This window comes from Bradyrhizobium sp., from assembly GCF_036735945.1.
Taxonomy (GTDB): domain Bacteria; phylum Pseudomonadota; class Alphaproteobacteria; order Rhizobiales; family Xanthobacteraceae; genus Bradyrhizobium.
Window position 1 is genome coordinate 1 of sequence record NZ_DAINNI010000019.1, and the last position, 26,199, is coordinate 26,199.

At 64.6% G+C, this 26,199-nt stretch carries 27 protein-coding genes; 17 read left to right on the forward strand and 10 right to left on the reverse strand.

The annotated features are described in order from the left end of the window. The 4 genes from V7E26_RS09400 to V7E26_RS09415 all read left to right on the forward strand — a co-directional run. Positions 1-743 (forward strand): ABC transporter substrate-binding protein (locus V7E26_RS09400; protein ID WP_324415173.1); only part of this gene is annotated, 743 nt, incomplete at its 5' end. A gap of 102 nt (positions 744-845) precedes the next feature. Further along, the gene (locus V7E26_RS09405; RefSeq protein WP_324415174.1) at positions 846-1,721 is read left to right on the forward strand and encodes a branched-chain amino acid ABC transporter permease; all 876 of its coding nucleotides are present in this window, start codon (positions 846-848) and stop codon (positions 1,719-1,721) included. Then, entirely contained in the window at positions 1,718-4,255 is a 2,538-nt protein-coding gene (locus V7E26_RS09410; protein WP_324415175.1) for a branched-chain amino acid ABC transporter ATP-binding protein/permease, read from the forward strand. Before V7E26_RS09405 ends, V7E26_RS09410 begins: the two co-directional genes overlap by 4 nt. Positions 4,256-4,319: 64 nt before the next feature. Then, the gene (locus V7E26_RS09415; RefSeq protein ID WP_324415176.1) at positions 4,320-4,799 is read left to right on the forward strand and encodes a Crp/Fnr family transcriptional regulator; all 480 of its coding nucleotides are present in this window, start codon (positions 4,320-4,322) and stop codon (positions 4,797-4,799) included. A 37-nt stretch (positions 4,800-4,836) separates the two neighbouring features. Here the strand turns inward: V7E26_RS09415 and hemC are convergent, their stop codons facing one another. Beyond that, positions 4,837-5,823, reverse strand: coding sequence for a hydroxymethylbilane synthase (gene hemC, locus V7E26_RS09420; RefSeq protein ID WP_442893377.1), 987 nt, complete (start codon positions 5,821-5,823; stop codon positions 4,837-4,839). Between the two features lie 219 nt (positions 5,824-6,042). Here hemC and cax point away from each other — a divergent pair, with 219 nt between their 5' ends. The 9 genes from cax (at position 6,043) to V7E26_RS09465 (ending at position 16,481) form a co-directional block, all read left to right on the forward strand. Then, complete coding sequence (gene cax / locus V7E26_RS09425; RefSeq protein ID WP_324415178.1) at positions 6,043-7,146, forward strand: calcium/proton exchanger; 1,104 nt, start codon at positions 6,043-6,045, stop codon at positions 7,144-7,146. A gap of 15 nt (positions 7,147-7,161) precedes the next feature. Continuing rightward, positions 7,162-7,719, forward strand: coding sequence for a potassium channel family protein (locus tag V7E26_RS09430; RefSeq protein WP_324415179.1), 558 nt, complete (start codon positions 7,162-7,164; stop codon positions 7,717-7,719). Positions 7,720-7,898: 179 nt separating this feature from the next. Further along, the gene (locus V7E26_RS09435; protein ID WP_442893378.1) at positions 7,899-9,098 is read left to right on the forward strand and encodes a multidrug effflux MFS transporter; all 1,200 of its coding nucleotides are present in this window, start codon (positions 7,899-7,901) and stop codon (positions 9,096-9,098) included. A 72-nt stretch (positions 9,099-9,170) separates the two neighbouring features. Next, positions 9,171-10,589, forward strand: coding sequence for a M20 family metallopeptidase (locus V7E26_RS09440; RefSeq protein ID WP_324415181.1), 1,419 nt, complete (start codon positions 9,171-9,173; stop codon positions 10,587-10,589). 273 nt (positions 10,590-10,862) lie between these two features. Then, on the forward strand, positions 10,863-12,659 hold the full coding sequence (locus tag V7E26_RS09445; protein ID WP_324415182.1) for a peptide ABC transporter substrate-binding protein: 1,797 nt from the start codon (positions 10,863-10,865) through the stop codon (positions 12,657-12,659). Positions 12,660-12,681: 22 nt separating this feature from the next. Then, complete coding sequence (locus tag V7E26_RS09450) at positions 12,682-13,641, forward strand: ABC transporter permease (RefSeq protein WP_324415183.1); 960 nt, start codon at positions 12,682-12,684, stop codon at positions 13,639-13,641. After that, the gene (locus V7E26_RS09455) at positions 13,607-14,524 is read left to right on the forward strand and encodes an ABC transporter permease (protein ID WP_324415184.1); all 918 of its coding nucleotides are present in this window, start codon (positions 13,607-13,609) and stop codon (positions 14,522-14,524) included. Before V7E26_RS09450 ends, V7E26_RS09455 begins: the two co-directional genes overlap by 35 nt. Then, positions 14,524-15,516, forward strand: coding sequence for an ABC transporter ATP-binding protein (locus V7E26_RS09460; protein WP_324415185.1), 993 nt, complete (start codon positions 14,524-14,526; stop codon positions 15,514-15,516). The genes V7E26_RS09455 and V7E26_RS09460 overlap by 1 nt, the downstream gene beginning before the upstream one ends. Beyond that, positions 15,513-16,481 (forward strand): ABC transporter ATP-binding protein, encoded by a 969-nt coding sequence (locus V7E26_RS09465; RefSeq protein ID WP_324415186.1) that lies wholly within the window; start codon positions 15,513-15,515, stop codon positions 16,479-16,481. The genes V7E26_RS09460 and V7E26_RS09465 overlap by 4 nt, the downstream gene beginning before the upstream one ends. Before the next feature lie 100 nt (positions 16,482-16,581). Here V7E26_RS09465 and V7E26_RS09470 read toward each other — a convergent pair whose 3' ends face one another. Next, a complete protein-coding gene (locus V7E26_RS09470) occupies positions 16,582-16,824 on the reverse strand; it encodes a hypothetical protein (protein ID WP_324415187.1) in 243 nt (80 codons plus the stop codon). A 739-nt stretch (positions 16,825-17,563) separates the two neighbouring features. Then, positions 17,564-17,761, reverse strand: coding sequence for a hypothetical protein (locus V7E26_RS09475; protein ID WP_324415188.1), 198 nt, complete (start codon positions 17,759-17,761; stop codon positions 17,564-17,566). A 228-nt stretch (positions 17,762-17,989) separates the two neighbouring features. On the opposite strand from V7E26_RS09475, the gene V7E26_RS09480 reads away from it, so the two are divergent. Continuing rightward, complete coding sequence (locus V7E26_RS09480) at positions 17,990-18,304, forward strand: hypothetical protein (protein ID WP_324415189.1); 315 nt, start codon at positions 17,990-17,992, stop codon at positions 18,302-18,304. Positions 18,305-18,325: 21 nt separating this feature from the next. On the opposite strand, the gene V7E26_RS09485 is transcribed toward V7E26_RS09480, so the two are convergent. After that, entirely contained in the window at positions 18,326-19,108 is a 783-nt protein-coding gene (locus tag V7E26_RS09485) for a 2-keto-4-pentenoate hydratase (protein WP_324415190.1), read from the reverse strand. Between the two features lie 3 nt (positions 19,109-19,111). Continuing rightward, the gene (locus V7E26_RS09490; RefSeq protein ID WP_324415191.1) at positions 19,112-20,863 is read right to left on the reverse strand and encodes an acyl-CoA dehydrogenase family protein; all 1,752 of its coding nucleotides are present in this window, start codon (positions 20,861-20,863) and stop codon (positions 19,112-19,114) included. A gap of 205 nt (positions 20,864-21,068) precedes the next feature. Here V7E26_RS09490 and V7E26_RS09495 point away from each other — a divergent pair, with 205 nt between their 5' ends. Beyond that, complete coding sequence (locus V7E26_RS09495; protein ID WP_324415192.1) at positions 21,069-22,007, forward strand: LysR substrate-binding domain-containing protein; 939 nt, start codon at positions 21,069-21,071, stop codon at positions 22,005-22,007. Between the two features lie 108 nt (positions 22,008-22,115). Next, positions 22,116-22,823 (forward strand): DUF3750 domain-containing protein, encoded by a 708-nt coding sequence (locus tag V7E26_RS09500; protein ID WP_324415242.1) that lies wholly within the window; start codon positions 22,116-22,118, stop codon positions 22,821-22,823. A gap of 17 nt (positions 22,824-22,840) precedes the next feature. Here the strand turns inward: V7E26_RS09500 and V7E26_RS09505 are convergent, their stop codons facing one another. Both V7E26_RS09505 and V7E26_RS30015 read right to left on the reverse strand, forming a co-directional pair. After that, the gene (locus V7E26_RS09505) at positions 22,841-23,086 is read right to left on the reverse strand and encodes a DUF6894 family protein (RefSeq protein WP_324415193.1); all 246 of its coding nucleotides are present in this window, start codon (positions 23,084-23,086) and stop codon (positions 22,841-22,843) included. Next, complete coding sequence (locus V7E26_RS30015) at positions 23,086-23,319, reverse strand: DUF6894 family protein (RefSeq protein WP_442893373.1); 234 nt, start codon at positions 23,317-23,319, stop codon at positions 23,086-23,088. Before V7E26_RS30015 ends, V7E26_RS09505 begins: the two co-directional genes overlap by 1 nt. Before the next feature lie 316 nt (positions 23,320-23,635). On the opposite strand from V7E26_RS30015, the gene V7E26_RS09510 reads away from it, so the two are divergent. After that, positions 23,636-23,794, forward strand: a complete 159-nt coding sequence (locus V7E26_RS09510; RefSeq protein ID WP_324415247.1) for a hypothetical protein — start codon at positions 23,636-23,638, stop codon at positions 23,792-23,794. A gap of 56 nt (positions 23,795-23,850) precedes the next feature. On the opposite strand, the gene V7E26_RS09515 is transcribed toward V7E26_RS09510, so the two are convergent. From V7E26_RS09515 to V7E26_RS30020, 3 genes are all read right to left on the reverse strand, one after another. Then, entirely contained in the window at positions 23,851-24,534 is a 684-nt protein-coding gene (locus V7E26_RS09515; protein ID WP_324415194.1) for an ankyrin repeat domain-containing protein, read from the reverse strand. 109 nt (positions 24,535-24,643) lie between these two features. Then, positions 24,644-25,345 (reverse strand): hypothetical protein, encoded by a 702-nt coding sequence (locus V7E26_RS09520; protein ID WP_324415195.1) that lies wholly within the window; start codon positions 25,343-25,345, stop codon positions 24,644-24,646. Beyond that, entirely contained in the window at positions 25,231-26,124 is an 894-nt protein-coding gene (locus V7E26_RS30020; RefSeq protein WP_442893374.1) for a TIR domain-containing protein, read from the reverse strand. Before V7E26_RS30020 ends, V7E26_RS09520 begins: the two co-directional genes overlap by 115 nt. Positions 26,125-26,199: the final 75 nt, after the last annotated feature.

The window sequence follows — 26,199 nt, forward strand, 5'->3', positions numbered from 1 at the left end:
AGGGCATGGTGAAGGGCAAGAAGTTCGTCACGCTGACCGCCGACTACATTTTCGGCCACGACCTGCTGAAGGCCGCAAAGGCCTTCTTTGCCGCCAACGACGCCACGCTGATCGGCGACGAACTGATCGCGACGGACGTTACCGATTTCAGCCCGTATCTCCTGAAGGTGCGGCAGGCCAAGCCCGACGTCGTGTGCTGCAACCTCGCCGGCAACCAGGTCACCAACCTCGTCAAGCAATATGCCGAGTTCGGCCTCCCCTATCCGCTCGTCGGATTCAACCTCAACACCGGCGACGCCTGGGCGATGGGCGAAGGCAATCTTTCCGGCACCTGGCCGACGGTCTGGTATCACACGCTCGACAATCCGGCCTCGAAGGCCTTCGTCGAGGCCTTCATCAAGAAGCACGGCAAGCCCCCGGAGAACCACGCCTGGATCGAATACATCACCCTGAAAATGATCGCGCAGGCGATCACCGACACCAAGTCGACCGAGAGCGACGCGCTGATCGCCTATTTCGAGAAGCAGACGCAATTCGACATCATGAAGGCGCGCAAGGCCTATTTCCGCTCCTGGGACCATCAGCTCGTCCAGGAGGCCTATCCGTTCACGGTGAAGGCGAAGGGCGAGATGAAGGACAAATGGGACATGCTGGTGCTCGGCGACGCCGTGCCGGCGGCCGGCGCCGAGCTTGAATCGATCTACCCGACGCAGCAGCAGAATCCCTGCAACATGAAGGCGTAACAAGCCCGATCCGGGCGTCGGGCCCACTGGCGTTGACGGCGCCGGCAAAAAGCGCCGGCGCCGTCTCTTTTCAAGGCGCGTTTCTAAAGTCGCGGATTACACATGCAGTTCGGATTTCTGCTGGAGCAGGTGGTGAACGGCCTGGTGCTCGGAGGCTATTACCTCCTGATTGCGCTCGGGCTGTCGCTGATCTTCAGCGTCGGCGGCATCGTCAATCTCGCGCATGGCGCGTTCTATGCGCTCGGCGCCTACGTTTCCGTCGAGATCACGAAATATCTCGGCTTCGGTCCGGCCATGGTGCTGTCGCCGATCGCCGTCGCCCTGCTCGGCATCCTGTTCGAGCGCTTCATCCTGCGCCGCTTCTATGACGCCGATCCGATCCTCAGCCTGCTGGTGACGTTCGGCCTCGCCATGGTCACCGAGCAGGCGATCCGCATGATCTGGGGTGCCCCGCCGATTTCGGCCGCGATCCCGCAAGGCCTGCGCGGCTCGGTCTTCCTCGGCGACTTCCTGTTCTCGCGCTACCGCCTGCTGATCCTCGCCGTCGTCGCCGCGATCCTGCTCGGCGTCTGGCTGCTGCTGCACAAGACCTCGTTCGGCCGCGTGGTGCGCGCCGGCATCCAGCGCCCCGACATGGTCGCAGCGCTCGGCATCCGCCTGCAGCCCTACATGACCGCGATCGTCATGCTGGGCGTCGGCATGGCCGCGCTCGGCGGCGCGTTCTTTGCGCCGATCACGATCGTGCATCCGGCGATGGGCGCGGAGATCATCACGGTGGCCTTTGTCGTCGTCGTGATCGGCGGCCTCGGCAGTTTCTGGGGGGTAGTGCTGGCGGCGATGCTGGTCGGCGTCGTCCGCGGCATCACCATTCATTTCGCACCGGCCGCCGGCGAGGCCTCGATCTACGTGCTGATGTTCCTGGTGCTGATGGTGCGGCCGCGCGGGCTGCTCGGCGAACGGATCGAGAAATTCGAATGACGACCAGTTTCGCCGCCAAATACCGTCCGCTGCTGTCGGCTGCGCTCGCCCTCGTCGCGCTGCCGTTCGGCCTTCATCTGCTCGGCCTCTCCTTGAACACCGGCACCATGGTGGTGGCGCTTGCGATTGCCGCGATGGGGCTCAACCTCTGCATCGGCTATACCGGGCTGGTGTCGTTCGGCCACGGCGCCTGGTTCGGCATCGGCGCCTATGCGGCCGGCCTGATCCAGCGCAACTGGTTCGCCGGCGACATCTTCCTGCCGCTGGCGCTGGCGGCGATCGCGGTCGCCATCATCGCGACCTTCGTCGGCTTCGTCATCCTGCGCCGCCGCGGCGTCTATTTCTCGCTGCTGACGCTGGCGCTGTCGGCGCTGGCCTACACGATTGCTTTTCGCTGGACCGCCGTGACCGGCGGCGAGGACGGCCTCGGCGGCCTGAAGCGCGGCAGCTTCGGCCCGTTCAGCCTTGACAGCGCGCTGAACTATTACATCGTCGTCTCCGTGCTCTGTCTCGGCGTGCTCTATCTTCTCCTGCGGCTGGTGCGCTCGCCGTTCGGCCATGTGCTGATGGCGATCCGCGAGAACCAGTTGCGCGCTACGTTCCAGGGCTATCCGGTCGAGCGCTACAAGCTCGCCGTCTTCGTCATCTCGGCCGTCGTCACCGGTTTTGCCGGCGGGCTGATCGGCTTCCAGAACTACCTCGTGTCGGCCGAAGCGGTCTCCGTTCCGTTCTCCGGCGAACTGCTCGCGATCGTCGTGATCGGCGGCATGCGCAGCATGCTCGGGCCGGCGATCGGCGCGCTCTTCTTCATCCTGTTCCGCGAGCTGTTCTCGATATGGACACCGAACTGGCTGCTGTGGTTCGGCCTCGTCTTCGTCGCCTTCGTGCTGTATTCGCCGGGCGGCCTCGTCGGCATCTGGGCGACGCTTTCAAGGCGCTGGTGGCCGCCGCCGGAAGAAGCGGCGGCGATGAGCAGGCGGAAGATCTATGACGGCCTGCCGCTGCCGGCCTTCCTGCGGCCCGGGGCGATCGACGGAACCGTGCTCGAGGTGCGCGGCGTCTCAAAATCCTTCGGCGGCATCCGCGCCGTGACCGATGCGAGCCTTACCGTCGGCGCCGGCGAAATCCACGCGCTGATCGGCCCGAACGGCGCGGGCAAGACCACGCTGTTCAATCTGGTCTCCGGCCTCTATCCGACCGACAGTGGCGCCATCAGGCTGAACGGCCGCGAGATCCAGGGCGTGCCGTCGGACCTGATCTGCCACCAGGGGCTGGCGCGCTCGTTCCAGATCACCAATCTGTTCAAGGGCCTTTCGATCTACGAAAACCTGCGACTGTCGCTGCAGGCGCAAAACCCTGGCCGCTTCGACCTCTGGCGTGACATCGATCGTTACAGCGACATCCACGCCGAGACCGCCGAACTGATCAAATTCCTCGGCCTCGAGGGCATCGAGGCCATCGAAGGCGGCGAGCTCTCCTATGGCGGGCAGCGGCTGGTCGACCTCGGCATCGCGCTCGGCTCCAAGCCGCAGGTGCTGCTGCTCGACGAACCGCTGGCGGGCCTTGCCGCCGCCGAGCGCGAGCGCGTCTCGAACCTCGTCAAGAACATCGCCGCCAACATTCCGGTCCTGATCGTCGAGCACGATATCGACCGCGTGCTCGGCTTCTCCCGCAACGTCACCGTGATGAACCAGGGCGAGGTGCTGATGACCGGCGCGCCCGCGGCGGTGCGCGCCGACCGTCGGGTGCAGGAGGTCTATACCGGCACCGGCGTGCCCGAGGTCGAGCACGTCAAGAGCGCAGAGGCCCGCGACAGCGCCGCGCAGATCCTGCGCTCCGAACGCGTCAACACCTTCTACGGCAAGAGCCACATCCTGCACGATGCGACATTGGAAGTCCGCGAGGGCGAGATCGTCGCGCTGCTCGGCCGCAACGGCGCCGGCAAGTCGACGCTGTTGAAGACGCTCGCCGGCCTGGTGCCGCTGTCATCGGGCTCAATCGAATATGCCGGTGCCGATATCTCCCGCCTGCCCGCGCCCGAGATCGCGCGCGCCGGCATCGGCTATGTGCCGCAGGGCCGCGGCCTGTTCGCCGGCATGACGGTCAGGGAAAATCTCGCGCTCGGCCGCCTCGCGCGCAAGACCGACGGCAGCACCGGCGTGGTCTGGGACGAGGCGCAGATCCTCGAATACTTCCCGCGCCTCAAAGAGCGCATGGACGTCGCGGCGGATTATCTCTCCGGCGGCGAGCAGCAGATGGTCGCGGTCGCGCGCGCGATGTCGGGCAATGTCAAGCTGCTGCTGCTCGACGAACCCTTCGAGGGGCTGGCGCCGGCCGTGATCCTCGAACTGTTCAAGGTGTTCGACCGGTTGCGGCAGCATATCTCGATCGTGATCGTCGAGCACAATCTCGACCTCGTGCTGGCACTCGCCGACCGCGTCTTCGCGCTGGAGCGCGGCGCCGTGTTTCACCAGGGGCCCGCGCAGCCGCTGCTGACCGATCTCGACTACCGCAAGAAGATCCTGTGGCTGTGACGCTCACCGCCGCGAAGGCGGCTTCCGAACTTGCCGCTGCCGGACGCCGGCGTATATTGCCGCGATGGCTGTCAGCTCACCCGATCTGAAGGCATTTTTGCTCGCCACGCCTTTCTTCGGTGGCCTCTCCGACGCCAGCCTCGATCTGCTTGTAACCATGCTGGTCGAGCGCCAGTACGAGGCCGGCGCCACGGTCGTTGCCGAAGGAGAGCCGGGCCGCTCGATGTTCGTGGTTCACGCGGGCGAGCTTGTCGTCAGCAGGCTCGGCGATTCCGGCCGCTCGATCTGGATGGCGGCGCTGGAGCCGGGCGATTTCTTCGGTGAAATGACGCTGATCGAGATGCAGAACCGCTCGGCCACCGTGATGGCGGAGAGCGCAACCGTGCTCTACGAACTCACGGCGAAAAACCTCTACGCCTACTACAAGGCCGACATCCACGCCTATGTCATCGTGATGCAGAACATCAACCGCGAACTGTGCCGGCGGCTCCGCCGCGCCGACATCCGCATCGCCGAGCTGATCGCGCGCTCGGATGGATCGTAGCGGCGGGGCAATCCGGCCCATCCCCATTCCGGCCACCTCACGAAAGCAGCGACTCTTCCTCCGGCCGCGTGCGCGCGATGATCTCGGCGGCGCCCTTGTCGAGCAGCTCGAGTCCGACCGCGCGGCCGAGTTCGCGGGGACGGTCGGCGGCGCCCTGCCGCGACACCTCGATAAAACGGTCGCCGGCTTCGTCGAGCACGGATGCCGTCAGCGTCATCGCGCCGCCATCAAGCGTGGCGTGGCCGGCGATCGGCGAATTGCAGTGGCCGTTCAAGACCCACAGCACCTCGCGTTCGGCCTCGGCGCAGAGCCGTGAGGAGGCATCCTCGATCTTCGCAAGACGGTCGCGCGTCACCCAGTCGTTCTCGACGCATTCGACCGCGACGATGCCCTGCCCCACCGCAGGCAACATCTCGCGCACCGAAAAGTCGTGAACGATGCGCGACGCCATGCCGATCCGTTCCAAGCCAGAACGTGCCATCACCAGCGCGTCCGCAGGCCCCACCTCACCGCCGCCGGGCAGCCGCTGCCTGTCGCCGCGGTCGAGCTTGGCAACGCGCGTATCGGCGGCGCCGCGGAAGTGAATCACGCTCGCCTCGGGGAACAGCCGGCGCAGATAGGCCGCGCGTCGCACCGCATTGGTGCCGATCTTGAAGCCCTTGCCATGCGAAGCGCTAAACGCATCCAGCGAGAGGCCGGCGCGCAGCACCAGCGCGTCGTTGGCAGGATCGCGCGGCAGGGTCGCGCCGATGACGAGGCCGGGGGTCTCCTCATTGCCGGGAACGTCCTTGAGCGAATGCATTGCCGCCTGCAGTTCTCCGCGCCGCATCGCCTCGCGGATTTCGGCGACGAAGGCGCCACCCTTGCCGCCATGGCGCAGCAGCTTGCTGGTCTGGTCCTGGTCGCCGCGGGTCTCGAACTTGATGATCTCGACATCGAGCGCGGGATCGGAGGCGCGCAGCAGCTTCGCGATACCTTCCGTCTGCGCCAGCGCCATCACGCTCTTGCGCGTGCCGATCTTCAAGGTCTGTCCGGACACGAGGTCTCCGTTCGAAAGCGATCGCCGCCGATAGTGCCTAGGGGATAGAGCAAGCAGCCGGTCAGAACAATGATTTTGCAGGCCCGGCGGCCAGGAGTATCCGGAGACAGATGACGCCGCCGCTTTCGTTGAGCTACGTCAATACTGATCGCGCTGCCCGGCCGAATTGTTCCTGCAGTCGGCAGAGTTGGCGGGGACCAAACCATGAACGCGCTGATCAAGGAGATCCGGCACAGCCCTTTGCTGTGGATGCTGGCGTTCGTGCCGATCGTCCTGGCGACCGAGATGCTTGCGCCTTCGGCTCACACCCTCCTGTTCGTGCTCGCCGTCCTCGCCATCGTGCCGCTGGCCGCCCTTCTCAGCCATGCCACCGAGAGCGTCGCGGAGAAGACCGGCGATGCCGTCGGCGGCCTGCTCAACGCCACGCTGGGCAATCTGACCGAACTGATCATCGCGCTCGCCGCACTGCAGGCCGGAGAATACATGCTGGTGAAGGCGTCGATCGCCGGCGCGATCGTCACCAACACGCTGTTCATGCTGGGAACGTCGTTCCTGCTCGGCGGGCTGCGCTACCGTACGCAGGTATTCAATCGCGCCGGCGGAAGGCTACATGCGGCGCTGCTGCTGATGGCCACCATTGCCCTGATCACGCCGGCCGCGGTCGCCGATCTAGATCTCGCCCAGGGTCAGTCAGTGACGCAGAAACTCAGCACCGGACTCGCCGTGCTGCTGATCATTGCCTACGCCCTGAGCCTGTTGTTCTCGCTGAAGACGCACAAGGACCTTTTCGCCAGCGAAGACCATGGCGAAATGAAAGAGGCCACGCTGCCGGTCGGCGTAGCCGTCGGCACGCTGATCGTAGTCACGGTGCTGGTGGCACTGGTCAGCGAAATCTTCGTCGGCTCGGTCCAGAAGGCCGGCGAAACGTTGGGGATGAGCCCGGCCTTTATCGGCTTCATCGTCGTTGCGCTGGTCGGCGGCGCGGCGGAAATGGCCGTGGCGTTTTCCGCGGCGCGCAGGAACCGGCTCGACATGAGCGTCGGCATCGCGCTGGGCAGCTCCTCGCAGATCGCGCTGTTCGTTGCGCCGGTCCTGGTGCTGCTCAGTTACGTGATCGGTCCCCACCCGATGGACCTGCAGTTCTGGCCGGGCGCCGTCGTCATGGTGATGATCGCGACCGTGACCGCCTGCTTCGTCACCAATGGCGGACGCTCGGCCTGGTTCATCGGCGCGCTGCTGCTGTTCATCTATGCCATATTCGCCATGACGCTGTACGTAGTCCCGCCCGGGACGCAGGCAGCATCATGATGCGGGAATGACAATATGAGCAGCTTTACCGTCCGCTGGGTTCCGCGCTGGCTCCGGGTGATCGGTCCGGTCATCATCACCTATTGCGTTTTCGGTTTGCTGGTCGAGGCGGGCGTGCCTCGCTTCTTCCCCGAAAATGCCTTTACGACCTATGTAGGAGATGCCGCCAAAGCCGGCGTATTCGCCATCTGGTTCTATCTGATCTGGCGCATCGTCAGGACCCTTCAAGGTCTCTATGGCGCGCACAGCGCCCGATACCTTGAGCTTACGCCGATCTGGAAAATTCTCCTCGATGTGACCATAGCCTTTGTGCTGGCGGCGTTCTGCTTCGCGGTGCTGTATGTATATATTGCGCGCGTTCAAGGCCCGGCTGCGTTTTCCGGCGATCTCACGCTGGGCGAAGCGCTTTATTTCAGCATCGTCACCATGACTACGACCGGATACGGCGACATTTCGCCGAAGTCGGGCCTGGCAAAATTCCTGGTCAGCGTGCAGATTCTTTTCGGTTTCCTCTACAATGTTCTGTTCTTCTCGATCTTCGCAAGCTTCGCTGGACGCAAACGACCAGGCTGATGCCGGCCAAAGCAGACCTGCCGCGAGTTCGAGCACCATTGCCTACAGGTTCCGGGGAGCTGCCATTCCGAAAACGACGATTGCGCGCCGCAACAAGATGCGTAGAAAGCCTTCCTCACGAGGATTTTTCGTTGTCCAATACCAGCGCCGATGCCGTGGCTGCTTCCAGCCACCGCCCGATGGGCTTTCCTGAATTCGTGATCGTGATCGCGTCCATCATGGCGCTCAATCCGCTTGCGATGGACATGATGCTGCCGGCCCTGCCGAACATCGCATCCGCCTTCGGCATCACCTCGGCGAACCGGCCGCAGATGGTGCTGTCGATCTTTCTGGTCGGCTTCGGGGTCGGCCAGTTCGTGATCGGTCCGGTCTCCGACAGGTTCGGGCGGCGGCCGGTGCTGCTCGGCGGCATGACCGTCTATTGCGCAGCCAGCCTGCTCGCGATCGCGGCGCCCTCGTTCGAGACGCTGCTGCTGGCGCGCGCGCTGCAGGGCCTCAGCACCTCGGCGACGCGCGTGATCGCAACCTCGATCGTGCGCGACTGCTATGCCGGACGACGGATGGCGAGCGTGATGTCGCTGGCGATGATGATCTTCATTGCGGTGCCCGTCGTGGCACCTGCCTTCGGCCAGGCCGTGCTGCTGCTGGCGCAGTGGCGCGGCATCTTCATCGTGCTGATGCTCTATGGCGTGGTCGCGCTGATCTGGAGCGCGCTGCGCATGCCGGAGACGCTGGCCCCCGCCAACCGCCGATCGCTCGCGGTTCGCGATGTGCTGGATGCGTTCCGCCAGACCGTGACCAATCGCCAGACGCTGGGCTATGCGCTCACGGCCGGCGGCGTGCTGGGCTCGCTGTTCGCCTACATCTTCACGTCGCAGCAGGTGTTCACCGGCATCTACCAGCTCGGGAATTATTTTCCGCTCGCCTTCGCCGGCGTTGCCGTCGGCACCGCCATCGCCGGCTTCGTCAATTCGCGGCTGGTCGGCCGGCTCGGCATGCGCGTGATCTCGCACGCGGCGCTGATCGGCTACGTCGTCATCGCCGCCATCATGCTGGCGGCGGCGAGGCTCGAGATGCTGCCGTTGCCGCTGTTCATGGTGCTCTCGGTCGGGCTGATGTTCGCCTTCGGGCTGATGATCTCGAACTTCACCGCGCTCGCGATGGAGCCGCAGGGCCATATCGCCGGCACCGCCGCGTCGCTGTACGGCTCGATCACCACCCTGCTCGGCATCAGCATCGGCGCCACCATCGGCCAGGATTTCGACGGCACGCTGGTGCCGTTCTCAACCGCCTTTTTGCTCTGCACGCTGGCCGCGCTTGCGGTCGTGCTGGTGGTGGAGAAAGGCCGGCTGTTCCGGCCCTACGGCATGAAACTGTAACGCTGGGCGTCTTCAGGCGAAGCTGGTAACACTTCAACCCCACATCGTCTCCAGGGAAACGGAAATCGGAAGATGGACAATCGCAGCAACATCTGGCGTGGCGTCGACACGATCAAGCCGCGCTTCGTCGCTCTCGCCGACCGGGTCTGGGCGATGCCGGAGGTCTGCTACACCGAGGCGCGCTCCTGTGCCGAGCATCTCGCCGAGCTGCGCCACCAGGGCTTTCGCGTCACCGAAAAGGTCGCGGGCATTCCGACCGCCGTGATGGGCGAATGGGGCGAAGGCGGCCCCGTCATTGCCTTCATGGGCGAGTATGACGCGCTGCCGGGTCTCAGCCAGGAAGCCGGCGTTGCGGAGCCGCGGCCGCTGGAGGCCGGCGGCCATGGCCATGGCTGCGGCCACAATCTGCTCGGCTCGGCCGCGCTGCTGGCCGCCACCGCCGTGAAGGACTGGCTCGCCGAGCACAAGCTGCCGGGCCGCGTGCGCTACTACGGCTGCCCCGCCGAGGAAGGCGGCGCGGCCAAAACCTTCATGGTGCGATCGGGCGCCTTCGCCGACGCCGACATCGCCATCACCTGGCACCCCAACAGTTTCTGGGAGGTGGCGGTCACCCCTTCGCTCGCCAACACCCGCGCCGATTTCATCTTCACCGGGCGAACCTCGCATGCCGCCGCCTCGCCGCATCTCGGTCGCAGCGCGCTCGATGCGGTCGAACTGATGAATGTCGGCGTGAACTACATGCGCGAGCACATGCCGAGCGACGCCCGCGTCCACTACGCCCTGCTCGACACCGGCGGCATCGCGCCCAACGTGGTGCAGGCCCATGCGCGCGTGCGCTATTCGATCCGCGCCCGCGACCTGCCCGGCATGACCGAACTGGTCGAACGCGTCCACAAGATCGCGCAGGGCGCGGCGCTGATGACCGAAACCAGTGTCGAGATGCGGATCATTTCCGCCGTCTCCAACCTGTTGCCCAACACCCCGCTCGAACAGGCGCTGCATGCCGTGATGGAGGAGCTGGGCCCGCCGCATTTCGACGACGCCGACAGGAATTTTGCGAGCCAGATCCGCGCAACCCTGACCGACGAGGACATCGCCAGCGTCTATCACGCGATCGGCATGGACCCGACCGACCGGCCGCTGGCGGACTTCATCGTGCCGCTGGATGCGAAGCGCAATCCGCTGGTCGGCTCGACCGACGTCGGCGACGTGAGCTGGGTCGTGCCGACCGTTCAGGTCCACGCGCCGACGGTCGCGATCGGTACCCCCTTCCACACCTGGCAGGTGGTGGCGCAAGGCAAGAGCCCGCACGCCCACAAGGCGATGGTACAGGCCGCCAAGGCGATGGCCGGGCTCGGCGTCAGGGCGTTGACGGAACCGGCGCTGATCGCCGCCGCCAAGGCCGACCTGGAGAAGCGGACCACCCGCACCCCCTATGTCAGCCCGCTACCCGACAGCGTCGCGCCGCCGCTGGACATGTCCCTGGCCTGATCCTGCCCGGCAGGTTCGGCGAACAAATTTTTTGCAGCGCGGAGCATAATTCCTTGCGTTTTGGCGCGCCGAAGGCGCTGAATGCCGAAGCGATGTGCGCCGTAGCGCGTTTCTGCCCAAGCAGAAATCAGGCGCGGCGTCCATACCGCCGATTGTCGACAGCCAGACATTGACCTCGGAGGCATTTGATGTGCCATCTTACCTCCGGAACACAATCGCGCTGCCATCCGGCGGCGCGCCATTACCCATGCAAGAACAAGACGGGGACGAACGATGTTGGACCGTGAACTGCGTACCATGATCGACGAGGTGAAGGACGGCCGCATGGATCGCCGCAGCTTCGTTCAGCGCATGCTGGCCGTCGGTCTCACCGCGCCGATGGCCACGCAGCTTCTCGCCATCGGCGGCGTCGCCATGGCGGAGAGCCCTTCGCCCTACAAGCCGACCAAGCGCGGCGGCGGCGGTGCGCTGAAGCTGTTGTGGTGGCAGGGCCCCACGCTGCTCAATCCGCATTTCGCCACCGGCACGAAGGACCAGGACGGCTCGCGGCTGTTCTATGAACCGCTCGCCTGCTGGGATGCCGACGGCAACATGAAGCTGGTTCTGGCCGCCGAGATTCCCTCGCTGCAGAACGGCGGGCTCGCCGCCGACGGCAAATCGGTGACCTGGAAGCTCAAGCCCGGCGTCAAATGGCACGACGGCAAGCCGTTCACCGCCGACGACGTGGTGTTCAACTGGGAATATGCCCGCGATCCCGCCACCGCCACCGTGACCATCGGCGTTCACCGCGACATCACGGTCGAGAAGGTCGACGACCTCACGGTCCGCATCACCTTCAAGAAGCCGACGCCGTTCTGGGCCGACGCCTTTGTCGGCGCCCCCGGCGCCATCATCCCGAAGCATTTGTTCGCGGACTATAAGGGCGCCAGGTCGCGCGAGGCCCCGAACAACCTTTCCCCGGTCGGCACCGGTCCCTACAAGTTCGTCGAGTTCAAGCCGGGCGACCTGATCCGCGGTGAGCTCTATCCCGACTACCACATGGCAAACCGCCCGCATTTCGACAGCATCGAGATGAAGGGCGGCGGCGACGCCGTCTCGGCCGCGCGCGCCGTGATCCAGACCGGCGAATATGATTTCGGCTGGAACATCCAGGTCGAGGACGACGTCCTGCTGCGCCTCGAGAAAGGCGGCAAGGGCAAGACCGTCTATGCGGTCGGCGGCGATACCGAGTTCATCGCCCTCAACTTCACCGACCCCAATACCGAGGTCGACGGCGAGCGGTCTTCGATGAAGACCAAGCATCCGCTGTTTTCGGACGTAGCGGTGCGCAAGGCCCTCGCCATGCTTGTTGACCGCGAGGCGGTCAAGAAGGTGATCTACGGCCGCGCCGGGCGCGTCACCCCCAACTTCCTCAACGGCCCCGAGAAGTTCGTTTCCAGGAACACCACCTGGGAATTCAACATCGAGAAGGCAGCCAAGCTGCTCGATGACGCCGGCTGGAAGCCGGGTGCCGACGGCATCCGCGAAAAGGACGGCAAGAAGCTGAAGCTATTGTACCAGACCGCGATCAATGGCCCGCGCCAGAAGACACAGGCGATCGTCAAGCAGGCCTGCCAGAAGGCCGGCATCGACGTCGAATTGAAGTCGGTGGTCGCCTCGGTGTTCTTCTCCTCCGACGTCGCCAACCCCGACACCTACGCCAAGTTCTATGCCGACCTCGAGATGTTCCAGATACCGATGAGCCAGCCGGATCCGGCGCAGCACATGCGCCGCTATCATTCGCGCTATGTCGCCACCAAGGAGAACAAGTGGCAGGGCGTGAACTTCCCGCGCTGGGTCAATAAGGAATTCGACGAGACGATCGACGCCGCCGAGGCCGAGACCGACCTCGTCAAGCGGGCCTCGCTCTACATCAAGGCCAACGACATCATGATGCAGGATGTCGTCTTCATTCCGGTGATGCATCGCCTGAAAGTGGAAGCGGCCTCCAACACGCTGCGTCCCGTCGTCAGCGGCTGGGCCAACGAAACCGACAATCTGTTCGACTGGTACCGGGAGGCGACGGGATAACCTCGAGCGGGATCACTTCCCCATGAGTCAGTATGTCCTGCGTCGCCTTCTGATCGCCATCCCGAGCCTGCTCGGCATTTCGCTTGTCCTGTTCATCGTCCTGGCGCTTGCGCCAGGCGATCCCTTCAGCGAACTCGCGACCAACCCGAACGTGCCGCCCGAAGTGGCGGCGGCGCTTCGGACCAAGTTCGGCCTCGACGATCCGATCTATATCCGCTACCTGCGCTGGCTCGCCGCGATGGCGCAGGGCGACTGGGGCTTCTCCTTTGTCAGCCGGATGAACGTCGATACGCTCATCCTGCAGCGCCTGCCGGCCACGCTCTACGTGATCGGCTCGGCGCAACTGCTGGCGCTGTCGATCGCTATCCCCGTCGGCGTCTACGCCGCGACGCGGCCCTATTCGGTGTTCGACCAGATCGCCAACACCTTTGCCTTCATCGGCTTCTCGCTGCCGACCTTCTTCACCGGGCTCCTGTTCATCCTGGTGTTTTCGGTGACGCTCGACTGGCTGCCCTTCGTCTATTCGGGTGACATCAAGGCCACCGGCTTCCGCTGGTTCGTCGAGCAGATCCGCCAGGCAATCATGCCGGTGATGGTGCTCGGCCTGTTCCAGGCGGCCTCGATGACGCGCTTCGTGCGCTCGGCGATGCTTGATGTCATCCGGCTCGACTATGTCACCACCGCCCGCGCCAAGGGGCTCGGCCAGGCCAAGGTGATCGTCAAGCACGCGATGCGCAACGCCATGATCCCGGTGGTCACGCTGATCGCGCTGCAGATGCCGGCGGTGTTCGGCGGCGCCCTCGTCACCGAGCAGATCTTCCGCATTCCGGGCATCGGCTCGCTGCTGATCTCCTCCATTCTCTCCAACGACACGCCCGTCGTGATGGCCGTGACCTTCGTCTTCGCCTGTCTCGTGGTGCTGTTCAACCTGATCGCGGATATCCTCTATGGCTGGCTCGACCCTCGCATTTCCTTCCGCTGAGCGGCGCGCCTATTCGCCGTGGCGGGAGACCTGGCGGCGCTATCGCCGGCATCGGCCGGCGACCATCAGCGCCGTGCTGCTGCTGGTGCTGATCCTGGCCGTCGTGCTCGGCCCGTTCGTCTGGCGCATCCCGATCAACGAGATCGACGTGGTCGCGGGAATGCAGGGCCCATCGCTTGCCCATCCCTTCGGCACCGACGATCTCGGGCAGGACATCCTCGCCCGCATGATCTATGGCGGGCGCATCTCGCTCGCCGTCGGCCTCGCCGCGATGATGGTCTCCGTCATCGTCGGCACGCTGATCGGCGCGCTCGCCGGCATGTCGCGCGGCTGGCTCGGCTATGCGCTGATGTGGCTCACCGACCTCTTCCTCTCGCTGCCGCAACTGCCGCTTTTGTTGCTGCTGATCTACCTGTTCCGCGACGGACTCAAGGCCGCGTTCGGACCCGAAGGCGGCATCTTCATCCTGATCGTGCTCGTGATCGGGGGCTTGCGCTGGATGCCGGTCGCCCGCCTGGTCCGCGCGCAATTCCTGTCGCTGCGCGAGAAGGAATTCGTCGAGGCTGCGCGCGCGCTCGGCGCCAGCCCGCTGCGGCAGGTGGTGCGGCACATACTGCCGAACGCCGTCGGGCCTGTCATCATCGCCGGCACCATCGACGTGGCGGCCGCGATCATCGCGGAATCGACGCTGTCGTTTCTCGGCCTCGGCTTCCCGCCCGACACCCCGACCTGGGGCCGCATCCTGTTCGACGCCAAGGATTTTCTCGACATCGGCCCGCACTGGGCGCTGTTTCCGGGCGGCGCGATCTTCATCGCCGTGGTCTCGATCAATTACATCGGCGACGGCCTGCGCGATGCGCTCGATGCGCGGCGGGTGATCTGATGGCGCCGCTGCTCGAAATCAAGGGCCTCAAGACCCATTTCGCCACCGATGACGGCATCCTCCAGGCGGTCGACGGCGTCGACATCTCCCTCAACAGGGGCGAGACGCTGTGCGTGGTCGGCGAGTCCGGGTGCGGCAAGACCGTCACGGCGATGTCGATCCTCAAGCTGATCGCCATGCCGCCGGGCCGCATCGTCCAGGGCCAGATCCTGTTCGAGGGCCGCGACCTGGTGCCGCTCTCGAGCCACCAGCTCGACGACATCCGCGCGAAGGATATCGGCTTCATCTTCCAGGAGCCGATGACCTCGCTCAATCCGGTGCTTACCGTCGGCGAACAGGTCGCCGAGAGCCTGCGCCGCCACGAGGGCCTGTCGCAACGCGACGCGCTCGCCCGCACGGTCGAGATGTTCAAGCTGGTGCAGATCCCGAACGCGCAAGCCCGCGTCCACGACTATCCGCACCAGTTCTCCGGCGGCATGCGCCAGCGCGTCATGATCGCGATGGCGCTGGCCTGCAAGCCCAAGCTCGTCATCGCCGACGAGCCGACCACCGCGCTCGACGTCACCATCCAGGCGCAGATCCTCGACCTCTTGCAGGACATGAAGGACCGCTTCGGCATGGCCGTCATGCTGATCACCCACGCGATGGGCGTGGTGGCGGAAACCGCGCAGCGGGTCGTGGTGATGTATGCCGGCAAGGTGGTGGAAGAGGCCGACGTCGAAAGCCTGTTCGAAAGCCCGCGCCATCCCTACACGCAAGGGCTGATCCGCTCGATCCCGCGCATCGATCTCGACAGCAGGCACAAGACCCGGCTGGAGACGATCGGCGGCTCGGTTCCGATCCTGATCAATCCACCTCCCGGCTGCCGCTTTGCGCCGCGCTGCCGCCACGCGTTTGCGCGCTGCACCGAACAGGAGCCGGTGCTGCGCCAGGTCGGACCGGGACATCGCATGGCCTGTCATCTTGGCGACGCGCAAGGAGCGACGGCATGAGCGAACCCCTGCTCCGCGTCAGCGGCCTGAAGAAGCATTTCCCCGTCAAGGGCGGGCTGTTGTCGCGCGAGGTCGCGCGCGTGCACGCGGTGGACGGCGTGTCGTTCACAGTCAACCGCGGCGAGACGCTCGGGCTGGTCGGCGAGTCCGGATGCGGCAAGTCGACCACGGCGCGCTGCGTGCTGCGCCTGCTCGAGCCCAGCGAAGGCGAGATCGTGTTCGACGGCCACGACCTGCGTGGCCTTTCCGGCGGCGACCTCCGCGCCATGCGGCGCAACATGCAGATCGTGTTCCAGGACCCCTTTGCCTCGCTCAACCCGCGCATGACGGTCGGCGCCATCCTCGGCGAGGCCTTCACCATCCACGACCTCGCCTCCTCCGCCGGCGAGCGCGAAGATCGCGTCGCCGGCCTGCTGGTCAAGGTCGGGCTGAAGGCCGACCACATGCGCCGCTACCCGCACGAATTTTCCGGCGGCCAGCGCCAGCGCATCGTGATCGCGCGCGCGCTCGCGGTGGAGCCGAAATTCATCGTCTGCGACGAGCCGGTTTCCGCGCTCGACGTCTCGATCCAGGCGCAGGTGATCAACCTGCTGGAAGATCTGCAGGCCGAGCTCCACCTCACCTATCTCTTCGTCGCCCACGACCTTTCCGTGGTGGAGCATATTTCCGATCGCGTCGCGGTGATGTATCTGGGCCGCATCGTCGAGCTCGCCGACGCCAGCGACCTCTACCGCAACCCGCGGCATCCCTATACCCAGGCGCTGCTCTCCGCCGTGCCGGTGCCGGACCCGAAAATCAAGCGCAAGCGTATCCGCCTGCAGGGCGACGTGCCGAGCCCGATGAACCCGCCGCGCGGCTGCCATTTTCACACCCGCTGCCCGATCGCGGAGGCCCGCTGCCGCGAGAGCGCGCCGGAACTGAAGCAAGGCAGCGACGGCCACTTCGTGGCCTGCCATCTGGCCTGACGATCGTCTCTGAAAAAGTAAATGGCCGGGACATGCCCGGCCATGAGAACGTGGTGTTCGAAATGTGGCACCGCCCCGGCGGCGGTTCGGGCCACAGGCGTCAGCGTGAAATACCGTTTTTGCGGATCAGGTCCGAAAGCTGGGAGAGCAGCTCGCGCAGGCGGGCGTTCTCCTCGATCAATGCATTGGTCTCGTCGGCAAGCTCGTCGCGGCGAACCGTGGGCTCGTCGCCGCGAAGTGCATTCTCAAGCAATGAAAGTGCGTCGTCCGTCGGTTCCTCAACCCAAAATGAAGGTTCTGCGCGGCGATCTCGCTTATTAAGGTGCGGATGGTCTACTCGCATGATCGATACTCCAATTTTAAAATGCGGAACTTGCCCCCAGTCGCGGTCGCGCGCGGAGAATGGGGTGAGTCGGCAGGCAATTTTGCGACTAAATTGGGATTCGCGCGAAGACGACCCCGGCGCTAAAGCGGCGTGATTGCGGCAACCCGGTGCCGGTGCCCGCGGAAATGCGGTTTAAGCCGGAAGTTTCAAAGGAATGTTGCCAATTGATAGAGCGCGTAAAGGACTTCCAGACCCATCAGGACGAGCGCTGCGATCATCACGTAGTAGCCGAAATGCATTGAAGGACTTGAAGCCAATACCTGTTGCGGCCCGTGCCAAAGCGACGCCAGACCGTGAACCAAACCCGATACACGTCGGAAGGGACAAGCCTCCGGCGAACGATGCGTCGATAAATAGAAATGAAAAGGCCTCCGCCGCCGCGGAAGTGTGCTCTTGTCGCGAACCTCTCTTGACCGGAGGCCTCTTGTTCGACGCCAGCTCGCCCTGTTCACACACCGTGGAAAATCTTTATTCCCCACAGCACGATGACGATGGCCAATACCAGCGTAGCCGCCGTCAGTACACTTTCTAAGGAAGCGACTCTCATACTAACTCTCCGCTTCCCAGCCCCGCCTAACGGTCTAGGCGATTCGTTGATTCGACTGCAATCGCACGATCACGATGCCTTGAACGTTGCTTGGCGGTTGTGTTTTACGGGTCACACACACCTGGGTATGGCATGCGCACTTCTACAGCGCTATTCGCCTTGATTTGCCCGAACATAGGAGCCGGCCGGCACCATCGCGCTGCGCCGGACTTCGGCATGCGCGGCCAAGCGGTCGTATTCTTCCGCTACCTTGAGCAGCCGTCCCTGATCTTTGGCCGCAACCGCGGCCAGTGCCCTCGTCTGCGCCGCGCGCTTACGCCAGTGATCCGCATTGGTCAGGAAATCCATCATGATCGCCCCTAAAATGGCTTGGCTCCCCAGCCCGCGCAAATGCCAGAATGTCCCGCCATACGTCGAAAATTTGGCCCAATCCGATCTGCCGTATGACGCACGCAAGGTGTGGCATATCTGCCAGGCCACGCCGCCGTTGCCTTTCGGACGCAAATTTGCCCTCGACTCAATGGAATGTTCGCCATTGAGCCCGCGACCGGGCCACCTTGTGATCAGGAACTTGTCATGAGTATCGAATATCCGCCGCATCACGGACAGGCTCTCGTCATCGCCTATCGCGGCATCGCCCGCGCCGACAACGTTGTGCCGTTGCACGAGACCGGTTTCGCGCGTCCGGCGGGGAAGCCACCCGGCGGGGACGAAAAGCTGCTCGCCGCATTGTCGCCGCTTCTCGATGAGGTCGACGGCCTCCGTGGCAATCAGGCGCAGGTCCAGGACGCGAGCAATGTTCGGCTGCTGCTCGAAGAGAACTCAAGGCTCCGACAGCTTGCGGTCAAGCTGTCAAACCTGCTCGGCGATCTTCCGAAGCAGAGCGCCTGAGATATCGCGGCGACCGGCGGCTCATGCGTAGGTTGCCGTGACGCTGCCGAACGGACCGAAATCGGCGACGTAGGTCTCGCCCGGCTTCGGCCGCAACATGCCTGTCAGCGTCCCCGTGCTGACCGTCTGCCCCGCCTTCATGCCGATGCCGGTGCGCGACAGCTCGTTGGCGAGCCAGGTCAGCGGTAGCATCGGGTGATCGAGCGCTTCACCGGCAGTTCCCTTGCGGCGCAGCGTGCCGTTGCACGTCAACAGGACTTCCTGCCTGGCGATATCGCGCGTCTTCCAGTCCGCGATTGCATCGCCGCAGACCACGACGCCACTTCCCGCGCCGTCGGCAAGGATCGCCGGCAATGGCGGAAACGCGGCGTCGTGAACAAAGCGGCATTCGGCAAGCTCGATGCCGGTATGCAGCGACACCACGGCGTCGGTGACTTCCGCGACCGAATACGGCTTCTCGCGCGGCGGCAGGTCCACCCCCAGCCGCGCCTGATACTCGACCTCCGGAATCGGGCTGCACAGCCTGGCATGCTCGACGGTGGCGGGAGATTCCATCAGCGGCGCGAACACGCGGCCATAGATCGGCGAGTCCGTATGGAGCTGGCGTTGCAGCCCCTCCTTCATCGCCGCGATCTTCCAGCCGACCACCTCCCGGTTCAGTTCCTCCTCGACCATGGCGGCGACGCGATAGGCCGTCGCGTTGTCGGGCGGCACGAGGCGCGGATCGAGGCCGCTCTGCTGCCGCCCTTCGCGGCGCAGGGTCGCGAGCAGGCGGGCGAGTTCTCGTTGCAGCGCGATCTCCATGATCTACCCCTGCACCAGGGCTACGGCCTGCTGCATCGAGACCGGCGTGTCGCCGAGCAATAAATCGATCGCTTCGCCTTCCCAGCTTTGCGCCTTGAGGCTGGTGGAGGCATGATCCGCGAGGCGATGCTCGAGCACGAAGCGCGACAGCAGCAGGCGGCGCGCATCGCCACCGCCCTGACCGAGCCGCGTACCCTCGGAAGCCAGCAGCGCGGCGGTCGTCGCATGATAGAGTTTGCCGGCGGCGATCCGGCAGAAGCGCTCGTTCGCCGGATCGGCTGCGACCTCCTCCGCGAAGCGGATGGCATCCGCCAGCGCACCGGAAAGCCGCGTCCGGAATTGGCCCGGGATTCCGGCTGCATTCTCCAGATCTCGGCCGAGCGCGTCACGCAACGCCTCGTGGCCGCGCGCCTTGCCGACCGCGCGCTGCACCGCATCCAGCGCGTTGATGTTGCTGGTGCCTTCCCAGATCAGGCCCAGATGCGCATCGCGAATGAGCCGCGCGTTCGGCCAGTCCTCGATGTAGCCGTTGCCGCCGCGGGCCTCCATCGCGCCTGTCGCAACCGTGACATTGTCGCGGCACGCCCGGTACTTTGCGATCGGCGTCAACAGCCGCAGCACCTTGTCTGATGCGGTCGCCGAATACAGCAGCGCGGACAGCGCCTGCTCGGTCGGTACCATCAGCTTGAGCAACTGCCGGCGCATCAGGGGATGGTCGATCACCGCGCGGCCAAACGCATTGCGATGCCGCGCGGCGACCATGGCCTCGTTGAGGCAGCGCCGCATCATGCCGGCAGCGCGGGCGAGATGCGAGACGCGGCTGGAATTCACCATCACCAGCATGTGCTTGAGGCCCTGATCCAGTTCGCCGAGCTGGTAGGCGACCGCCCCCTCGAACACGATCTCGCCGCTCGCCATGGTGCGGCTGCCGAGCTTGTCCTTCAGCCGCAGGATCCGGTACGAATTGCGCCGCCCGTCCGGAAGAACCTTTGGCATCAGGAACAGGCCGAGCCCGCGCCCGCCGACCACCGCGCCCTCAGGTCTTGCAAGCAACACCGAGAGCTCGGCATCGACGTTGGAGCAGAACCATTTCTCGCCCCACAGCTTCCAGTGCTCGCCGTCGCGGACGGCGGTGAGTTCGGCCGCTCCGACATCGGAGCCGCCGGCCTTCTCGGTCATGAACTGCGCGCATTTGAGAAGCGTGGCTGGATCCTGGCTCCACATCCGCTCCAGATAGCGCTGCCGCAGTTCATCCGTTCCGAAGCGGCGCACCAGTTCGGACGAACTGTCGGTGAGGTTGACCGGGCACAGCAGCCCGAACTCGGCCTGCGCAAACAGATAGTGAAAGACGTACTTTGCGATCGGCGGCATCTTCGACGGCCAGCCCATCACGCCAGGGCGGTTGCACATCGCATGCATGCCGAACCTGCCGAAGGCGATGCTTTCCATCTCGCGATAGGCGGGGTGATATTCGACCCACTCCTCGTCACGGCCATAGCCGTCGCGCGGATGCAGCACCGGCTGGTGACGCTCGGCCTGATCTGAGAGATCGTGCAGCCGGCCGCCGGCGAGTTCGCCGAGTTCCTCAAGATGCGGCGCAAGATGCGCCAGCAGCGGCACCTCCATGTAATGCGGCAGCAGATCGCGAAGGCCCCGGTCGACCGAATAATAGTTCAGCCCGCGGCAGGTGGGCGCCAGCGCTTTGGAGCGGCGGGCCGACGCATCGCGGCCGGCCTGATCGACGTGAACGTTCATGGGCGTCTCCCTCGGCTTCTTCCGCGGCGTGGACCGGCCACGCGCGGCGGCGATGCCCGGCGTAGGCCCTCCGTCCTGTCGGCGCAAACGACTTCTTGGGATGGCGGCTTGAGCCAGACTCAACGGTCCGGACCGCCCCCCCAACCCCGTCACGTCAAATGCCCTGCCGGTTTTCGGGGCGGTTCTTTTCCACTAAACTCGCGCCATGGCATCACGACGACTTCCACCCCTGCATGCGGTGCGGGCGTTCGAGGCCGCGGCGCGGCACCTGTCGATCACGCGCGCCGCCGACGAACTGAACGTCACCGTCGGCGCCGTGAGCCGGCACGTTCGCGCGCTCGAGGCACGCATGGGGACCGCCCTGTTCCTGCGCGGCTCGCGCGGCCTCGTGCTCACCTCCGCGGGGAAGACCTTTGCCGAGTCCGCCCGCGAGGCGCTGGACCGGATCGCCGATGCCGCCGACGGATTGCGCCTGCGGCGTTTCAGGCGCCTGTCGATCGGCGTCTACGGTTTCTTCCTCTCGCGCTTCCTGCTCCCGATCTGGCCGACGCTCAATGCCGCCTATCCCGAGTTGGAGATCGACCTGCACGCCAGTTCCAACCCGCTCGACCTGCTGCCCAGCCGCTACGATGCCGTGATCGCGGTTTCCGACGGGCTGCCGCGCGCCGGCCTTGTCACCCACTCCGTCATGCCGATCGCAACCGTGCCGGTTTGCGCGCCGCAATTCGCCGCGAGCGGCAAGGTCGATTTCGCGTCGATCCCGCTGCTGCATGCGCGGCCGCGTCCGGACGACTGGCGGAGATGGCTCGACCACGCGCAATTCGCCGACGTTCCCGTGCAGGGCGGCAGCAGCTTTGAAAGCCTCAGCCTCACGATCGAGGCCGCCGCCGCCGGCATGGGCGCTGTGATCGCCATCGACGGCCTGCTCGCGCCGGACCTTGCGCGCGGCGATCTGGTCAGGGCGCATCCGATCGTTCGGCCGACGCGCCGGCAGTTCGTGCTCGAATACGAGCAGCGCATGGCCGACGATCCCGCGCTGACGGCCTTCGTCGCCTGGCTCAATGCAGCACGCCACCAGCAGCCGCCGAACAGGCCCGCGTCGAAGACTGTGGCCGTGAAGGCGCGCGCAGAACACGCGCGCTGAGAGTTGGCCACTGGCGCCCGCGCCGAGGTGAACTATATCAGGACGACCATCATCACATCATGGCCCCGCACTGCCTTGCTGAAATCCGCAGTCCTCTTTCTGGCGTTGATGTTTTTCCCGATCGGCCTGTCGGCCGGGCGCTACTGGCTTGGCGAAAGCCGGGGCAACTGGCAGACCGCGGACCGTTCCAGCGCCGGCCTGCTGCCGCTTCCCTCGCAGCATCGCGAGGCGGTCATCCGGGTTTACGGCGCGCGCACCGTCCGCTGGAAGGCGATCTTCGCCATCCACACCTGGATCGTCGTCAAGGAAGAGAACGCGCCGAGCTACACCCGCTACGACTATACCGCCTGGGGCGAGCCGATCCGCGCCAACGGCTTCGCTGCGGATGCGCGCTGGTTCGGCGCCGTCCCCGAAACCATTGCTGCGGTCGACGGCGCGGAAGCCAGCCGGCTCATTCCAAAGATCCGTCACGTCATCGAGAATTACAGGTTTCGCGCCCTTGGCGACTACAATGCGTGGCCGGGGCCGAACTCCAACACCTTCGTCCAGGCCGCCCTCGATGCGGTCCCCGAAATCAGGGTCGTGCTGCCGCCGACCGCGGTCGGCAAGGACTATCCCTATCGCGGCGAATGGCTCGGGCTGACAGCGTCAGGTACCGGGATCTACGCGTCGCTCGGCGGCTATCTCGGTCTCACCGCCGGATGGGTCGAAGGTCTGGAGATCAATTTCCTCGGCGCGGTGCTCGGGCTCGACATTCGCCGCCCCGCGCTGAAGCTGCCCGGCCTCGGCCGATTGGGAATGACCGCCGGGATCTGACGATCAAAGCGCCAGGCTTACTTTTGCGACCCGCGCAACAACCAGTTCGGAACGGGATCCAGCGGCGTGCGATAGATCTCGTCGTCGTTCTCGTCCACGACGCGCACGAAGCAGTCCTTCGAACGCAGCTCCGGCTTGAGCGTGCGCAGTTCGCTCGCCAGTGCATCGGCGCGATCGGACGCGACGGCACGATCCTCCAGGATCATGCCGCCCTGATTCTTGGGCTGGCCGTCGACCAGCAGGCCGAAATAATAGAATGGCATCAGTGAAGCCCCGAACGGTTCGTTGAAGATATTGGCGTCTGGTAGAAGGAAACTCCGCCTTCTTCTCGTACGGCTATCTGATTTCCGGGTTTCACAAAGTGAGGATGCTCACTCCCGATGCGATGGGCGATGAGGCTGGCATGCTTCCTCGCCTCGGCTCGGGATGAGCATTCGTGGCCCACGAAATCGATCGCTGAAAGCTCCCCGATCAGATCGAAATAATATCTCTTCATGGCGTTCAAACGTCCGCAATTCCCGACGGTTCCACACCGCTGCTTCAGGCGGAAGGCATGCCTGACGCTGGATGATCTCAAAAGCACCCAGCTCACCTGTTCTGAGCACGGCCGCTGGGTGTCAGTTGAACCGGCGGGTTTTTACGCTCCCGCCTGTTCCTTAGATGGGTCGGACGCATCGGGGTGCAATGAGATTAAGCAAATGTAAGCCGCTCAACACGCGCCGCGCGAAGCGCACCTGCGACATTCTTTCACTCGCCAATTGACCGGGAAAATGCTTGCACACTAAAGGGTCGAGATTCCAGGAATGACTTATTTGATTTTCGCCCGCGACGGCACCAGCCGCATCGTTCTGAAGCGGGAAAGTCGCGACGCCGCCGAGAAGAAGGCACGCGAGCTGAGTGAATTCGGCTGGTTCGAAGTTCAGATTCAGGAAGAGCCGCAGGTTGAAAGGTCCGGGTGTTCGGGGAAATAACTGACGCATCGTATGTCGCATCGTGCTGACCGCTCTCTCACCGCGACAGCCACGCGTCACTTCGCCCCGGCCTTCTCCAGGATCGCGACCATCTCGCGATAGGAGCGGCTCTGCGCAAGCCTGAGCGGCGTCGATCCGTTGCCATCGGCGATATTGACGTCGGCGCCGGCCTCGACAAGCGCGCGCAAGGTGTCGGCGTGGTTCTTGCCGCCGTCGCCGAGCACGATCGACTCGATCAGCGCGGTCCATTGCAGATTGTTGACGTGGTCGAGCGGCGCCTTGGCCGCAATCAGCGTCCGCACGACTTCGGCATGACCGAGATGCGCGGCTGCGATCAGCGCGGTGCCGTCGTAGCGGCTGGTGACGGCCTTCGGATTGCCGCCGCCGTCGAGCGCGATCTGCAGCATCGTCACATCGTTGGCAACCGCTGCAATGGTGATCATGTCATAGCGGTCGATCTCCAGCCGGTTCGGATCGGCGCCGAGGCGGATCAGCGCGCGCGCCGCATCGTGCTGCTTCTGATAGGCCGCGACATGCAACGGCGTGCGCTGACGCGCGTCGACCGCTTCCTTGTCCTCCCCACCCGCGATGCGCCGTACGATATCGTCGACATCGCCCCGCGCCGCCGCCGCATGCAACCCGCCATAGGCGCGCAACTCGGCTTCCGTCGGTGCGACCTGCGCCGACGTGGGCTGCGTGGTCAGGAAGGCGAGGAGAAGGGCGGCGATGAAATGCATCATGAAACGCTCCGGCCGTTGGCCGTCAATCCGTCCGCCATCGACCGAAGCCAACCGACCGAAGCCAACCGACAATGTCGTGACCGTCCCAGATTTCGCTCGCAACCGACGGTCACTCGATTTCGCTCGTCGCGATGAGGACGTCTGTTATGTAGCCAAGAATAGGCTCGTCCGGCTTTCCGATTGCCGTGACGAATACGTCGCGGCAATCCTTTTTCTTGTGCATAGCCGCTTTCGCATCGCCGAGCGTCGCGGTGCGCCCGACGAATGCAGCCGAACTCTTGATGATGGCTCGCATCTCGGGTTGTTGGTTGAAAAGGTCGGCCAACGTCAGATCCTTAAGCTCTGTAGAAAGCCCCTTGGTGATTTGTCGCGCGATAAAACGGTCGAGCATGCTTCGATGCGCGATGTAAACCAGCCTATCTTCGCAGTTCACGAACGGAATACGATTGAAGCGCTTTTCGTCAAGCTCACGAAGCAAGTCCAGAAGCTTGACGCCGTTCTCGTCGCCCTCCTCCAGCACCCTGCAGAACATCTCGCGCCGGGGCACCATACGTGACGTCACGGACGTAGATTCCAACACGTTGAACGGGTAGAAGTACACGTCGAACTGCATGACGCCACTTGAGGGAATGCTTCTGACGCGCGTTAGGACGGGTGCGTGCAATCGGTCGTCACTGCCCGGCATGGCGGCCCATTTCAAAATCGGAAACTGCCACTGCACCGCCCTTGCGATCTGGTCCGTGAGGCTTTCAAGCCACGCCTCTGAAACCTCGGGATGGGCGACTCGCCAGACACGGAAAAGCTCGTCCAAAGTGAGCATCTCCCTGAACCTTGCCATCCCAAGAGCGATGTGGCCTCTCTGTCGCACTCGCTGACAGTGGCTTCCGTGCGTATCGCGCTGCGCCGTTCCTCCGGGACAGCGTCTGCGATGCGTTTGGCTGTCGCGGCTGCAAGCTGCAACTGCACGTATGGGTGCGCCGGCCATTCTTCGATGCCGCCTTCAGGCAGCACGGCGCGCAGGTCATCGAGGAATCTGGTCGCCACCGCTGCGACCTTCGGGTCGTTCCTCTCGTAACCGGTGATAGGTTCGTGCCCCGGCGGGAGAAATTCCGGGTCGGTCATGAACTGCCTGACGAACTTTTCGACGCTTGTGCTCTGGCGGGTATCCACGTGGACCTGGCCGGCGAACAATTCAGGTGCGCTGCTGCTGCATTGGAACACGATGACGCTAGTGTCCGGGCTTTCGGGATGGGTTGCGACGCCACACTCCCACATGCAATAGCCCCAGTCGCTATCTGGGTTCGTGTAGATGAGAATAACGGCGCTTGCCTCCCACAGAGCCTTTCGCAGTTCGGAATTGAGGTGCCTAGCGATTCGCGGTCCGGACGCGGAAGGATCGGACGATTGGAACACGCGCATCCTCCCGCCGCTCTGCTCGGTAATGAAGCTCCTGACGACGTTCGCGATGGCGCGGTCCGAATGTTTGTGACTAATGAAGATCAAAGGTTCGGGCATGGGTCGACCTCCCAATAGCCGCGGTCGCCAGCACCCCTCAGGCTGCTGGCTTCTGAGAAGAACCGCAGCAATCATGCGTCACCGCCGTCCTATACGCAAGCGTCGCGTGCATCACCATTAATCGCAAGCATAAGGCGAGATTGACCAGAC